This is a genomic window from Tunturibacter empetritectus (assembly GCF_040358985.1).
In the GTDB taxonomy this organism is placed as follows: Bacteria; Acidobacteriota; Terriglobia; order Terriglobales; family Acidobacteriaceae; genus Edaphobacter; species Edaphobacter empetritectus.
In genome coordinates this window covers 1,585,491-1,598,804 of the sequence record NZ_CP132932.1, presented here as the reverse complement: position 1 = coordinate 1,598,804, position 13,314 = coordinate 1,585,491, and the positions used below count along the sequence as shown (strand labels likewise).

The 13,314-nt window shown below is 59.5% G+C and carries 10 protein-coding genes; 7 read left to right on the top strand and 3 right to left on the bottom strand.

The genetic code is table 11. The features are described from left to right. Window positions 1–254: 254 nt before the first annotated feature. Together RBB75_RS06670 and RBB75_RS06665 are read left to right on the top strand one after the other, a co-directional pair. The gene (locus RBB75_RS06670) at window positions 255–581 is read left to right on the top strand and encodes a PadR family transcriptional regulator (protein WP_353069960.1); all 327 of its coding nucleotides are present in this window, start codon (window positions 255–257) and stop codon (window positions 579–581) included. A gap of 39 nt (window positions 582–620) precedes the next feature. Beyond that, window positions 621–3,221, top strand: coding sequence for an ABC transporter permease (locus tag RBB75_RS06665; RefSeq protein ID WP_257031265.1), 2,601 nt, complete (start codon window positions 621–623; stop codon window positions 3,219–3,221). An 80-nt stretch (window positions 3,222–3,301) separates the two neighbouring features. Here the strand turns inward: RBB75_RS06665 and RBB75_RS06660 are convergent, their stop codons facing one another. Further along, on the bottom strand, window positions 3,302–3,952 hold the full coding sequence (locus RBB75_RS06660) for a thiamine phosphate synthase (protein WP_353069959.1): 651 nt from the start codon (window positions 3,950–3,952) through the stop codon (window positions 3,302–3,304). A gap of 166 nt (window positions 3,953–4,118) precedes the next feature. On the opposite strand from RBB75_RS06660, the gene sthA reads away from it, so the two are divergent. Continuing rightward, the gene (sthA, locus tag RBB75_RS06655; protein ID WP_353069958.1) at window positions 4,119–5,516 is read left to right on the top strand and encodes a Si-specific NAD(P)(+) transhydrogenase; all 1,398 of its coding nucleotides are present in this window, start codon (window positions 4,119–4,121) and stop codon (window positions 5,514–5,516) included. 35 nt (window positions 5,517–5,551) lie between these two features. Continuing rightward, on the top strand, window positions 5,552–6,448 hold the full coding sequence (locus RBB75_RS06650) for an ROK family protein (RefSeq protein ID WP_353069957.1): 897 nt from the start codon (window positions 5,552–5,554) through the stop codon (window positions 6,446–6,448). A 28-nt stretch (window positions 6,449–6,476) separates the two neighbouring features. Here RBB75_RS06650 and RBB75_RS06645 read toward each other — a convergent pair whose 3' ends face one another. After that, window positions 6,477–7,307, bottom strand: coding sequence for a DNA-formamidopyrimidine glycosylase (locus tag RBB75_RS06645; protein ID WP_353069956.1), 831 nt, complete (start codon window positions 7,305–7,307; stop codon window positions 6,477–6,479). Window positions 7,308–7,502: 195 nt separating this feature from the next. On the opposite strand from RBB75_RS06645, the gene RBB75_RS06640 reads away from it, so the two are divergent. Beyond that, entirely contained in the window at window positions 7,503–8,315 is an 813-nt protein-coding gene (locus RBB75_RS06640) for a methyltransferase, TIGR04325 family (protein WP_353069955.1), read from the top strand. A gap of 91 nt (window positions 8,316–8,406) precedes the next feature. Continuing rightward, window positions 8,407–9,447, top strand: coding sequence for a cytochrome D1 domain-containing protein (locus tag RBB75_RS06635; RefSeq protein WP_353069954.1), 1,041 nt, complete (start codon window positions 8,407–8,409; stop codon window positions 9,445–9,447). Between the two features lie 290 nt (window positions 9,448–9,737). On the opposite strand, the gene RBB75_RS06630 is transcribed toward RBB75_RS06635, so the two are convergent. Then, entirely contained in the window at window positions 9,738–11,792 is a 2,055-nt protein-coding gene (locus RBB75_RS06630; RefSeq protein WP_353069953.1) for a fused MFS/spermidine synthase, read from the bottom strand. 354 nt (window positions 11,793–12,146) lie between these two features. Between RBB75_RS06630 and RBB75_RS06625 the strand changes: the two genes are divergently transcribed. After that, window positions 12,147–13,232, top strand: a complete 1,086-nt coding sequence (locus tag RBB75_RS06625; protein ID WP_353069952.1) for a VWA domain-containing protein — start codon at window positions 12,147–12,149, stop codon at window positions 13,230–13,232. The last annotated feature ends 82 nt before the right edge of the window (window positions 13,233–13,314 follow it).

Here is a 13,314-nt window from a genome sequence, read left to right as displayed (position 1 = left end):
TATCGGGTTGGCAATAACTCATACGCCACGCGATTGTCCAGCATTGACGAGGGTTTTCGTGTGGTGGGGACTTGACAGGATTTCGATCGGTACTCCGGGATAGCCAAATAGGGTCAACATAGGCGCGTTTATCGGTCCTGTTTCCGAGCAGCCTAACTGAGCTGTCATCGCCTATTAGTTTAGTCGTTTCGCCGTTGACACCCCTATACATCTATGGGTATCTTTTATCCCAAGTTGTTTAGGGGTCAATTTTCATGGCTAAGAATGATTTGCAGGGGACGCTCGATTTGCTGGTTCTCAAGACTCTCTCCCAGATGGGGGAGTTGCATGGTTATGGAATTGTGGTCCATATTCAGCGAGCGTCGGACGATCTGCTGCGCGTCGAGGAAGGCTCTTTATACCCAGCGCTGCACCGGATGGAACAACGTCGATGGATCGCTTCAGAGTGGGCGCTGACGAATACCAACCGCAGGGCCAAGTATTACAAGCTGACCTCCGTGGGCCGCCAGCAGTTACAGGATGCCGAGAAGAACTTTGAGTACCTAGTGAAAGGCGTTCGCGCCATTTTGAGCTATGCGTGAGGTAAATATATGTCGATGCTTCGCCGCATTTCGAATCTCATGTCCCGATCAAAGGTGAACCGGGAGATCGACGCTGAACTAAGGTCTCATATCGAGCTGCGGATAGAGGACAATCTTGCCGCGGGGATGTCGGCCGAGGATGCACGCCGTGATGCGCTGCTGCGCTTCGGCAATCTGACGAGCACCAAAGAGCACGTGGCAGGGGCGGATACGGCGCTGACACTTGACAGCATCTGGTCGGACCTATGCTATGCGTGCCGTCAGTTGTGGAAGAATCCGGGGTTCGCCTGCACTGCGATCCTTGTGCTGACTTTGGGTATGTGTGCCAGCATTGCGATCTTTGCATTTGTCGATGCGGTGCTGATCAGTCCGTTGCCGTATCAAGTTCCATCGCGGTTGGCGGGGCTGTTTGAGAGCACGCCCCTTGGGCCGAGATTCCATCTTTCGTATCTCGATTATCTGGACTGGAAGAGGCAGAACAAGGTCTTCAGTTCAGTGGAGGCTTACGACAGCATATCTTTTGCCTTGAAGACAGCGACGGAGACGCAGCGTGTGGAAGGCGCTACGGTGAGCGCTGGATTTTTTCGCACGTTGGGCGTTGCTCCCATCGTTGGTCGCGATTTTGGTGTCGGCGAGGATACTCCCAGTGCGCCGCGCACAGTCATCGTGAGTTACGCTGCGTGGCAGAGCCGCTTCGGCAAACGGCAGGATCTGCTGGGCCAGACGGTCACGCTTAATGGAGAACCGAGCGTCATCATCGGCGTGTTGCCGCAGGACTTTCACTTCGCGCTTACGGGGCAGACAGAGTTTTGGACGGCTCTCAGCGAGTCCTCCGATCCCAAGAATCGTGGAAACCACGGACTTTCGGCGATTGCGCGGCTGAAGGATGGAATCACGTGGGAGGCGGCATCGTCTGACATGCGTTCGATCGCGCAGCAGCTCGCGAAACAATATCCGGACTCCGATGAAGGACGCGGCGCGACCGTGTTGCCGCTGACGGAGGTCCTTGTGGGGAGCCTGCGCCCGGTCCTGCTGTTGCTGCTGTGCGGGGCGGTTCTTCTCCTGTTGATCGCGTGCGTGAATGTCTCCGGCCTTCTGCTGGTTCGCTCGGAGAACCGTCGTCACGAGATCGCGATTCGTGGGGCGCTGGGCGCATCGCGGATGCGGCTGCTCCGCCAGTTCGTGACGGAGGGAGTCATGCTTGCCGCGACCGGCAGCCTTCTTGGCGTGTGCGCTGCATGCGGAGCGATCCATCTCCTGAAGCTTCTTATGCCGGTCAACATGCTGATGGATATGCCTTATCTGAAAGGACTGGGACTGAATCTGCATGTGATGGGTTTCGCCGTGGCCATCGGTCTCGCGATGGCGAATCTGTTTTCGCTCACGCCCATCCTCCGTTTGTCGCTCGCAGATCTCCGCACTGGGTTGACGGAGGGCGGTCGTTCCAGTTCCAGAACGGTGTGGAGCCACCTGGGAGCGAATCTTGTGGCGCTAGAGCTAAGCGCGGCGATGGTGTTGCTGGTGGGAGCCGGGTTGCTGGGCAAGAGCTTCTACCGGTTGATGCACGCCGATATTGGATTCCAGACGGATCATCTGGCGTCAATGAGATTGTTGGCACCCCTTTCGCGCTATGCGAAGGATGAGCAGCAGGTTGCATTGGCGCGGCATGTCATGGACGAGACAAACCATCTGCCAGGGGTTCAGTCGGTGGCCATAGCGCACCAGATTCCTGTCGCCAATGTTGCAGGAGGAAATACGACCTTCGAGGTGATTGGCAGGCCGCAACATGGGAGTGAAGATGAATCGAGCAGCCGCAATGTGAGTGTTGACTACTTCAGCACGGTGCGGGCGCGGCTGGTGCGAGGCCGCTACTTCAGTGAGGGGGACGATGTCTCGAAGCCTCGGGTGACGATCGTCAATCGATCCTTCACGCGAAAGTACTTTGCTGGAGAAGATCCGATCGGCAGGCAGATACGATATGACGCGACGACGCCAGCAATCGAGATCGTCGGCATAGTGGACGACCTTAAGGAAGGACCTCTGGATGAGGAGGTTCAGCCGGTACTGTATACGCCGTTCAACCAGGAGCCCGACAATGCGTTCTTCCTAGTTGCAAGGACAGCACAAGAGCCGCAGGAACTGCTGAAGTCACTCGAAGCAACGGTCCACCGAATCGATCCCGAAATCCTGACCTTCAATGCGGAGACGATGGAGGACCGTATCAATCACTCGCAGTCAACTTATCTGCATCGCTCGTCTGCATGCCTTGTTGGCGGCTTTGCGGCGATAGCTCTGCTGCTGGGAGTGGTTGGTCTGTATGGTCTGATCGCGTACTCGGTGAGCCAGCGAACGCGGGAGATTGGTGTGCGTATAGCGATGGGCGCGCAGCGCAGCTCTGTGTACAAACTGATTCTTAAAGAAGCGGGGCGGCTGGCAGCTATCGGCATTCTTGCGGGCCTGATCTGTTCGGTGGTGACGGCGAGCCTGATGCGCAAGATCCTGTTCGGCACACAACCATGGGACGCAGGCACACTGGCAGGAGTGGCTCTAGTGCTCTCGATCTCTGCTCTGCTCGCAAGCTATATCCCCGCGCACCGCGCAGCCTCGGTTAATCCTGTGGAAGCCCTGCGCGCGGAGTAGCCTGAACTGCGGGCGTTTTGCCAGCTCTTAGGAACTACTTCAAAGCCAAGGGCTGATGGTTGGAAGGGACGTGGTGGGAGTCAGCTTTCTTTATGGGGAACGCGATGGAAGAGGCGGATGCCGGCGACTCCGGCTGCGCCTGCCTTGAGACATTCGGGAGTGTTTTCGGCGGTGACTCCGCCAAGGGCGAAGACCGGGATGGGGGCTGCGGCGAGGCAGGCGGCGCGGAGCTGATCGAGGCCCTGGCCGGGGAGGTCTTCGCCGTCGGCGAGGGGCTTCTCGAAGACGGGGGCAAACAGGATCGCGTCGACCTGGTGGGGATGGGCGCGGTGGACCTCGACGAGGTTGTGGCAGGAGAGCGTAATCAGGGGTTTGGTTGCGCGGGCGGAGAGGAAGAGGTCGCGGATCTGGCAGGGGGCTAGCTCGTCTGGCGAGGCGGTGAGATGGACCCCGTGGGCTCCGCTTGCGAGGGCGATGTCGGGGCGGGAGTTGACGAGCAGGCGCGTCGGGCTGACGGCGAGGGCTGTCATCTCCAGCAGGTTACGGGCGAGGTTCGCGAGCGTGGCGGCGGGAAGGTCTTTTTCTCTCAGCTGGATAAAGTCGATGCCATCGGCGATCCATCGGGCGGCTTCGGCGAGGAGTGCGGTTTGTTTTTCCTGCTCGCTGCCGGGGTAGAGCGCGCGGCTTGTGATGGCGTAGCGGAGCATGGTGAAATCAGTGTATGGTGCCAAGGGCCACTCAGTGGAGTCTGTGATGTTGGTGTGGTAGCTTCAAGGCAGTAAGGCGAACACGCACACAGTCAAGAACTGGCCCCCTCACGATCGCCACTCGAGGGGCCGATAACGGGACAAGAGCCGCCAAGACGCTGGAGTGGAATGTCCATGAGTATGTGCCAATATGAGTAGTGTTTACGATCTGATTGTCATCGGGTCCGGACCAGCCGGGCAGCGCGCTGCAATTTACGCCTCGAAGCTGGGCAAAAAGGTCGCATTGGTGGAGATGCGGGAGGTCGTTGGGGGCGCCTGCATCAGCACCGGCACCATCCCTTCAAAGACCATGCGCGAGGCGGTTCTTCACCTCTCCGGATACAACTACAAGTCCATCTACGGGATGAACTACCGGGTGAAGGAACGGATCACGATGGCGGACCTGGCGTTCCGGGTGCAGCATGTGATCAAGACCGAGATCGACGTGACCGAGGCGCAGCTTTCGCGCAACAACATCGAGATGCTGGTAGGCGTGGCGAGCTTTGAAGATGCGACCCACATCAAGGTGACCAACTCGCGCGGTTCGACGGTGTATGAGGCGACCAACATTCTGATTGGTACCGGGACCAAGCCGGCGTCATCACCGAAGGTGCCGATCAACGGGCGCAGCATCATCAACTCGGACCTGGTGCTGGAGCTGGTGAACCTGCCGAAGACGATGATTATCGTGGGCGGCGGCGTGATCGGGGTGGAGTACACGTGTATGTTCTCAGCCCTCGGGGTGCGGGTAACGCTGATTGAGCGGAGGCCGCGTCTGCTGGAGTTTGCCGACCAGGAGATCATCGAGGCGCTGAGCTACCATCTGCGGGACTCGCGGGTGACGATGCGGCTGAATGAAGAGGTGGAGTCGGTGGAGGAGATGCCGGACGGAACCGTCGTGGCAAATCTCGAGAGCAAGAAAAAAGTTCAGGGCGATGCGCTGCTGTACGCGGTCGGCCGCCAGGGCAATGTGGACGAGCTGAACCTGGTTGCGGTGGGGATCGAGTCGGACTCACGCGGACGCATCCCGGTGGATAAGGACTTCAGGACGAAGGTGCCGACGATCTTTGCCGTGGGCGACGTGATTGGGTTTCCGTCGCTGGCTTCTGTCTCGATGGAGCAGGGGCGCGTGGCGGCGGCGCGGGCGTTTGGGGATGAGAAGATCCTGTCGAACCCAGGGCTTTATCCGTATGGGATCTATACGATTCCGGAGATCAGCTTTATCGGCAAGACCGAGGAGCAGCTGACCGAAGAGGATGTTCCTTACGAGGTGGGCGTGGCCTACTATCGCGAGATTGCACGCGGCCAGATTCGCGGCGATACGACGGGCCGGCTCAAGATCATCTTTCACCGGATGAACCACTTGATCCTTGGGGTGCACATCATCGGCGAGGGTGCGAGCGAGCTGCTGCACATCGGCCAGGCTGTGATGGCGCTGGGCGGAACGCTGGATTATTTCGTGGATACGGTCTTCAACTATCCAACTCTCGCGGAATGTTATAAAGTTGCGGCTTTCAACGGGTTGAACCGCGTCAGTAAATTTGAGTAGAAACACGGGCACCTGAGGATGAGGCGGACAGGGTAATGGCAAAGACAGTTGGGGTAATACTTTCGGAGCGGATCTCGGCCGGATTGGTCGTGGATCACAAGCTTGTAGGACCGGTACGCCGTTTTCCTGAAGATCATGACGACGAAGATGCGTTGGTGGAGCAACACACCGAAGCTTTGGTGGAGACGATCGCAAATCAGGTGCTCCTGGCTGCTGATGGAGCGAGGGACTTTACGGCGATCGGCGTGGCGTTGCCAGGGCTGGTGAAGGATGGCGTGGTGGCAGAGGCGCCGAACCTGCCGCAGCTGAAGGGCGCGAAGATTCAGGAGTTGCTGGTTGCCCAGATGCGCAACCATGGGCTCGACGTGACCGTGACGGCGGTGAACGATGCTGATGGAATGGCTGCGGGGCTGGCTTCGATGCACGGCAAGCTGGACAGCATGATCCGGGTCTGGACGCTGGGCGTTGGTATCGGCTATGGGCGGTATCCCTTCGCTCCGGGCGTGTGGGAGGGCGGCCACACGGTGGTGACGCTCGACGAGAAAGAGCGCTTCTGCGGATGCGGCGGGCGCGGGCATATGGAGGGGATCATGGGGCATCGTGCGATGCGTCTGCGCTTCCTGGACATGGAGCCGGAGGAGGTCTTCGAGGCGGCAAAACAGGGCGATGCCCGCTGTGTGGACTTCAAGCGGCTCTGGCACAAGGCCCTGGCTGCAGCGTCGGCGACCACGATTCACATGGCTGGGCCTGGGAAGATCTTTCTCTCCGGGTTCAATACGCGGTTTCTCGATATGTCCATGCTGAAGGACTATCTGCAACAGATGGTGAAGATGAGTCCGCTGCAGGGGTATTCGCTGGAGATCGTCGACGATACGCCAGAGGTGCGGGTGATCGGCGCTGCTGTCTCGGCGGAACTTGCCGCGGGCCGGTAAGAAGTGAAACCGAATCCGACCGAACGCGCTATCTCTGGCAGGTGGGGCAGAAGTGGGTGCTACGGCCGCCGAGGACGATGCGCTTGATGGGCGTTCCGCAGGTAAGACACGGCTGGCCGGTGCGCGAGTAGGCGTGATGGTGCAGCTGAAAGAAGCCTGCGACTCCGTCGGCGTCGACGTAGTCTGAGACGGACGATCCACCAAGCTTGATCGCCTCGGTGAGTACTTTAATCAACGCTGCGTGGAGGCGCGTCAGTTCGGCGCGGGTGAGGCGGCCAGCGTGACGTGTGGGGCGAATGCCGGCGTGAAAGAGGCTCTCGTCGGCGTAGATATTACCGACACCGTGGAGCAGCGACTGATTGAGCAGCGCGGCTTTGATCGGGGTTTTGCGGCCACGAAAGAGCGCGATGAAGTCCTCAAGCTCGATGGTGAGGGGTTCGGCGCCTGGGCCGGCGTATCGTCCTTCGGGGCTTGCGGCTTTAACAACGGAAAGCCGGCCAAAGCGTCGGGCATCGACGAAGCGAAGCTCCTTTCCGCTGCTGAGAGAGAGGATCGCGTGCGTGTGGGGTGGAATCGGTGTGTCTGGAGTTGAGACGAGCAGGCGGCCGGTCATGCCGAGGTGGACGAGGAACTGCGCTGATTTTTGATTCTCTCTGGAGCAACTGAGATCGACGACGATGGTTTTGCCGACGCGGTGGACACGGTCGATGCGGCTGCCGGTGAGAGCTTCGACGATCTCGTCGGGCGAAGATTTAAAGGTTTGGGGTTTGTTGCTGGTCCAGACCGAACGGATTGTCTGGCCGTGGACTCTGGCGTGAACGCCGTTCGCGACGGTTTCGACCTCAGGAAGTTCGGGCATACTTTCTGTAAGTATAGGCGAATGAATGGATACAGGATTGCATGCAAGAAAATGCGCAGCAATCCCCTAACCTTTTGCATGTTTGCGGCTCAACAGTTAGATAATATTTACACAATATTAACAATTAATCACTGAATTCAGTCCCTGCGCGGCCTATATTTAAGTTCCTCCCCAAATACAACTGGATGAAATGCCATGACTATGACGGGTGTTCTGACACGTTTGAACCTCTCAACCCTTCCGGGATACAAGCAGCTACGGCAGTCCGGAGTACTGGATTTCGTAGCCGGCAAAGAGTTTGGGCACTATCGCGGGAGATTCAGTACCAGCGAAGAGGCGACGAACTCTCTTCCGCCTTCGCGCCGCGCAACTTATGACAATGAATCGCTGGTCTCGATCGGGATCGAATCGTACTCGACCATTCATCCGTTTGACTGGCCGATTCTGACCTTCTGCCAGAAGCTGATGCGCGAGAACCATCTGCATGCGGTGACCGATTTTGGTGGTCATATCGGCGTGAAGTTCTATGCGTTTCGACAGATGCTCGACCTTCCGGAAGACTTTCGCTGGCAGATTGTCGATGTGCCGGCGATGGTGAGGGAGGGGCGGCGGCGCGTGCCTCCTGAGGTGCACTCGTTGAGCTTCTACGAGAACGTCGAAGAGACCCAGGCGTGTGATGCGCTGTTGTGCTCTGGGAGTCTGCAGTATGTGGACTGGTCGATTGAAGAGCTCATCGAGCGGCTGCCGAGGAGGCCGTACATGATCTTTTTGAATAAGGTTCCTGTCTCGGCGAGTGAGGGCTTCTTCACGCTGGAGACGTTTGTTAAGACGCTGCCGTGCCGCATCTTCGGGCCCCACGAGCTTGAGGCGGCCCGTAAACATCTGGGCTACAAGCTTGCCGCGAGCTGGCCGATACCCAACCGCGACTTTGTTGTGCTCTCTTCGAAGGGCATGGAGAAGGTGCAGATGGTTGGCGAGGCCTGGGTATTGCAGCCAAGCAATGCATGAAGAGCTTCCTCTGGTTTGCGTTGATGGTTGTGCAACGGAACGCAGACCCGCAGCGGCCTATATCGTTCGGCGAGGCTATACTGATCGACTTATGAAGAAGATCTTTTTCTCGCGTTGCATGATGGGCTGTTCTCTTCTGAGCCTTCCCTTTTTACTCAGCGCCGCCGGTGCGGTTGCGTTCTCTCAGAGCGGCATGGAGAGACAAGCCCGGCCATTGCTGCTGGTGGTGAACCAGGGTGACCGAGATCTGAGTTTGATCGATCCCGGCGCGGGTAAACAGATGGCTACTGTGCTGGTGAATGGTGTGACGGGCCATGAGGTGGCGGCTTCGCCTGATGGAACGACGGCGTATGTGCCGATCTACGGCAGTGCCGGGGTGGGAAAGCCGGGTACGGACGGCAGCAAGATCTCGGTGATCGATCTTGCCAGCCACAAGATTGTCCACACGATCGATTTCGGGCATGGAGTGCGGCCGCACTGCGTGATCTACGACAAGAATAGCGGGATGCTGTACGTGACGACGGAGCTGGATAAGACGATCAGCATTATCGATCCGAAGACGTTGAAGATTGTCGGCAGCGTGCCTACGGGGCAGGAGCAGTCGCACATGCTGGCGCTGTCGCGTGATGGCTCGCGGGGATACACGGCGAACGTGGGACCGGGCACGGTATCGGTTCTGGATATGAAGGCGCGCAAGACGCTGGCGATTATTCCGGTTTCGACCGATACCCAGAGGATTGCGGTCTCTCGCGACGACAGCATGGTGTTTACGGCAGACCAGACCAAGCCGCAGCTTGCTGTCATCGATACTGCGACCAATAAGCTGAAGACGTGGATTCCGCTGCCGAGTGTCGGATACGGAACGGCGACGACGCTTGATGGGCGGTGGCTGCTCGTGGCGCTGCGAACGACGCATCAGGTGGCGGTGATCGATCTGAGGTCTATGCAGGTGGCACGCACGATCGACGTTGCGGAGGGGCCAACGGCGATCCTGATGAGTCCCGATGGCAAGACTGCGTTTGTCTCTTGCACTCGAAGCAATCAGGTGGCGGAGATTGATCTGGGGCAGTGGAAGATGGCGCGACTGATTGATGCGGGGAATGCGGCGGACGGGCTAGCCTGGGCGAAGTAGCGCACCTTGTGGGTTGTATACCGGCTTCGCCACGAGCGTCCCGTTGGTCGGCGAAAGCTTATTAACGCGACCAACGGGAGCACCAACCGAAGGGGTATACACGTCACGAAGTGACCGCGCTCCGCGCAGGAGGCCCGTCCGGCAGGACAACTCAGTTTTAGGGAACCTCTGATCAAGTTCCCGCTCAAAAAAGAAAGCGTACCCCAGCGGCTAAAGCCGCGTTCCTTTTGAACTCATTACGGCACGGCTGAAGCCGTGCCCTTAACAAAACGGGAGTTGATCAGAGTTTCCTAGTGATGTGAGAGCTGAAGAATAGGCAGGATGCTGGAGTAGTCGTCGGTCCAGACGCGGAGGCGCGCGTCGGTGGGAACGGCGCTGGCAGCGACGGCGATCTCGGGTTGATCGAAGAAGGTGGGACTCGAGGTGAGCAGTATCCAGGTGGCGCGATAGGCTCCGAGCGAGTCGTCGGGCTGGCTTTCGATCAGCTTTGCCTGCATATCGGCGGCGTGGGCGAGCTGTGCGATCTCGGGTGCGAGGTTGAGGTACTGGTTGGAGACGTGGAAGGCCAGGATGCCGTTTGGCGCGAGGTGTTTTTTGTAGAGTGCGACGGACTCGATGGTGAGCAGGTGGAGAGGAATGGCGTCGCCGGAGAAGGCGTCGATGGCGATAACGTCAAAGTTCTGCGGGCCCTCTTGCGTCAACTCGCGGGTGAGGGAGGTGCGTGCATCGCCGTCGGCAAAGGTGATCTGCGCGGGGGAGTCTCGCAGATAGGTGAAGAGATTTTGTGCGATGGGGCGTACGAGAGGGTTGATCTCGTAGAAGCGGATGCGGTCGCTGGTGGTGCCGTAGGTTGCGAGGGTGCCGGTGCCGAGGCCGATGACAGCGATGTTGCGTGAGCGCGACTGGCAGCAGTAGTGGAGGGCGAGTCCGATGCCAGAGTTATCGGCGTAGTAGGTGGTGGGGGTGCGGGTGAGGCCGGGCGCGAAGAGCTGCGTGCCGTGCTGGATGGTGCCGTTCAGCAGCATGCGCTCGGTGCCGCCGTGGGGGCCGACCGTCTGCTTGACGCGAAGGGTTCCGTAGAAGTTGCGAACCTCGAGGATTGCCTCGCGGGCATAAGCGGTGCGCAGCATGAAGGCGAAGAAGAGCAGCAGTGCGGCTGCGGTGGACCAGAGAAGACGCTGCGGCCAGCCGTCGCTCCACGTCACGACTACGGCGAGTGCGGCGGTGACGAAGAACGAGATTGCGAGGTCGTAGTTGGCCGAGAAGATCATCGGGCTGGCGATGCCGATGAAGAAGGTTCCGGCTGCTCCTCCTGCGGCGATCAGCAGATAGAAGAGCGTGGTTTCGGTGGGGCGTGAGGGTCGCAGGGCGAAGGCTTCCGCGTGGCAGAAGAGTCCGGCCAGGAAGCACTCTGTGAGAAAGAAGAGGATGGCGATGCCGATGGGCAGGCTCACGTCGGTCTTCGAGATGGCGTAGCCGAGGCTGGCCAGCATTACGACAAGCAGACGCACCACGATGCCGCGGCGGTAGAGTGCTGGGAACTCGAAGGCGAGGATGAAGGTAAGCAGGTAGATGGCGAGAGGCAGCATCCAGAGGAGCGGGATGGCTGCGATGTTGACGGTGAGGTGGCTGGTGACTGCGCTGAGCTGCATGGCGGCGGCCATGGGGAGGAGAAACCAAAGCCACTTTGATCTGGCGGGGGCTTTGGCGGGAGCGGGGGCTTCGGTCTCTTCCACAGTTTCCGAGGGCGCAGGTGCGGGGAGTTGGCGCGTGATGGTCGCGCATAAGACGGCATAGAGGAGGAAGCTGAACGACCAGAGGCTCCGCTGGAGCTTCAGGGTGAGGTGCGGCTCGACGACGAAGGGGTAGGCGATGAGAGCGAGAAGCGAGCCGAAGTTCGAGAGCGCGAAGAGGCGATAGGGGATGGTGCCGCCCCTGGCGCGTTGGAGCCAGACCTGCAGCAGGGGGCTGGTAGCGCTGAGCAGGAGAAACGGCAGGCCGATGGTGAAGGCGAGTGTCGAGAAGATGGTGGTGACGGGGTGGCCGACGCCCTGGGCTGGCTCTGCGGGGACGACTCTTTGTGCGATCAGGAGCACAGCTCCGGCGGCGAGCGTGACCAGATAGACGTGGCGGCGCCAGGTGGTGGCCTGACAGCGGGTGATCCAATGGGCGTAGAGGTAGCCGAGCAGCAGAGTCATCTGGAAGAAGACCAGGCATGTCAGCCAGACGGCGGAGGAGCCGCCAAGCACAGGCAGCAGTTGCTTGGCGGCCATCGGCTCGACGAGAAAGAGAAGGAAGGCGCCGAGGAAGACGGTAGTGCCGTAGAGCAGGCGGGATGCAGACATGGTGGGCCCTGAGGTCTCCGAGTTGAAGCAAAGCGCCAGCGCTGTCGCTCCGCACCTGATCTTTGTCGACCGAAGCGCAAGAGGAGCATATCGAGAGAGCCCTACGCTGCGCCACCGAAAAGGCCCGGCGCGGCTTTTTTGAGGATGCTGTCGCATCCAGCGGTCTGCCGGGGCGAGTTTTGCTGAAACTACTGGCCTGGCTGCCGCGTCTTCATGGAGGGCCGAAGATCGGCCCCTGCGACGTATTTTGCTGTGCATGGTTCGCTGGGCTGACTTTCATCATCTCAAGTTTCATCGTGCTAGGTTTCACGCTGCAAGCCGCACGGCTGCAGAGAGGTAATCGAGGTGGAAGTGATGAGTGCGTTGAATCGGGTCCCGCTGGTTCTGTTCTGTCTTTCGTTCCTCCCTCTCGCGGCATTCTCACAGCAGCAGGCACCGTCGGCGGAGCAGCTGCCAGCGGCCTCCGTGCCAATCCCTGAAGCGCGAGACGCTAACCTGACGCTGGATGTTGTGGTGACCGACCGGTCGGGTAAGCCCAGAACAGGTCTCACGCAGAGTGACTTTGTCGTGCGGGACAATAACCAGATCCGAAAGGTTCTCTCGTTCCGCGCTGTGGATAGTACTGCTCCCGCCGAGCCGGTGAAGATCATCCTCCTGGTGGATGAGGTAAACACTTCGTTCACTCGTGTAGCGTATGAGCGCGACCAGCTCAAGAAGTTTCTTCAGCAAAGCGGTGGGCAGCTTACCCATCCGGTATCGCTGGCCTTCTTCAGCGACGCGGGGACAGAGCTGCAGAGCGGCTCCTCGCGTGACGGCAATGCGTTGCTGGCAGAGTTCGATCAGCATGTGACGAAGCTGCGAACCATCAGGCGCTCAGCGGGTTTTTATGGCGCGACGGAGCGCTTCGATCTCTCCCTCAAGGCGATCAGTCTGCTTGCGGCCACCGAGGCGAAGGAGCAGGGACGGAAGATGGTGATCTGGATAAGCCCAGGCTGGCCGATTCTCAGCGGACCGAATATCACGTTGAGTGCGAAGCAGGAGCAGGGGCTGTTTTCGTCGATCGTCTATCTCTCTACGATGCTCCGGCAGGCTCGGATCACGCTCTACAGCATCGATCCGCTGGGGGTGGCCGATGCCGCGACGACCCGCGTCTTTTACTACGAGGAGTTTTTGAAGCCGATATCGAAGCCGCAGGATGCCCAGGCGGGAAACCTTGCGTTGCAGGTGCTGGCGCGACAGAGCGGCGGGCAGGCACTCAACTCCAGCAACGATATTACCGAGCAGATCACACGCTGCGTTCAAGAGGCGGACGCGTTCTATACGCTGACCGTGGAGCCGATGCCGTCGGACCGGCCAAACCAATCTCATGTGGTCGCGGTTAGTGTGGAAGCCCCTGGGCTGACGGCTCGAACGAGAAACCTGTACTACGGCCAGCCGTAAGAATGCCGAGACAGCGAAGCAAAACGCCGGAGCGAGCGACGCTATATGATAGATAGCAGCGTGCATCGGCCGTTTGCGGTGC

What these genes read in the sequence shown, in the direction of transcription:
- RBB75_RS06670 (WP_353069960.1), top strand. Translation starts at nt 255, where the DNA reads ATGGCTAAGAATGATTTGCAGGGGACGCTCGATTTGCTGGTTCTCAAG.
- RBB75_RS06665 (WP_257031265.1), top strand. Translation starts at nt 621, where the DNA reads ATGTCCCGATCAAAGGTGAACCGGGAGATCGACGCTGAACTAAGGTCT.
- sthA (WP_353069958.1), top strand. Translation starts at nt 4,119, where the DNA reads ATGAGTAGTGTTTACGATCTGATTGTCATCGGGTCCGGACCAGCCGGG.
- RBB75_RS06650 (WP_353069957.1), top strand. Translation starts at nt 5,552, where the DNA reads ATGGCAAAGACAGTTGGGGTAATACTTTCGGAGCGGATCTCGGCCGGA.
- RBB75_RS06645 (WP_353069956.1), bottom strand. Translation starts at nt 7,307, where the DNA reads ATGCCCGAACTTCCTGAGGTCGAAACCGTCGCGAACGGCGTTCACGCC.
- RBB75_RS06640 (WP_353069955.1), top strand. Translation starts at nt 7,503, where the DNA reads ATGACTATGACGGGTGTTCTGACACGTTTGAACCTCTCAACCCTTCCG.
- RBB75_RS06635 (WP_353069954.1), top strand. Translation starts at nt 8,407, where the DNA reads ATGAAGAAGATCTTTTTCTCGCGTTGCATGATGGGCTGTTCTCTTCTG.
- RBB75_RS06630 (WP_353069953.1), bottom strand. Translation starts at nt 11,792, where the DNA reads ATGTCTGCATCCCGCCTGCTCTACGGCACTACCGTCTTCCTCGGCGCC.
- RBB75_RS06625 (WP_353069952.1), top strand. Translation starts at nt 12,147, where the DNA reads ATGAGTGCGTTGAATCGGGTCCCGCTGGTTCTGTTCTGTCTTTCGTTC.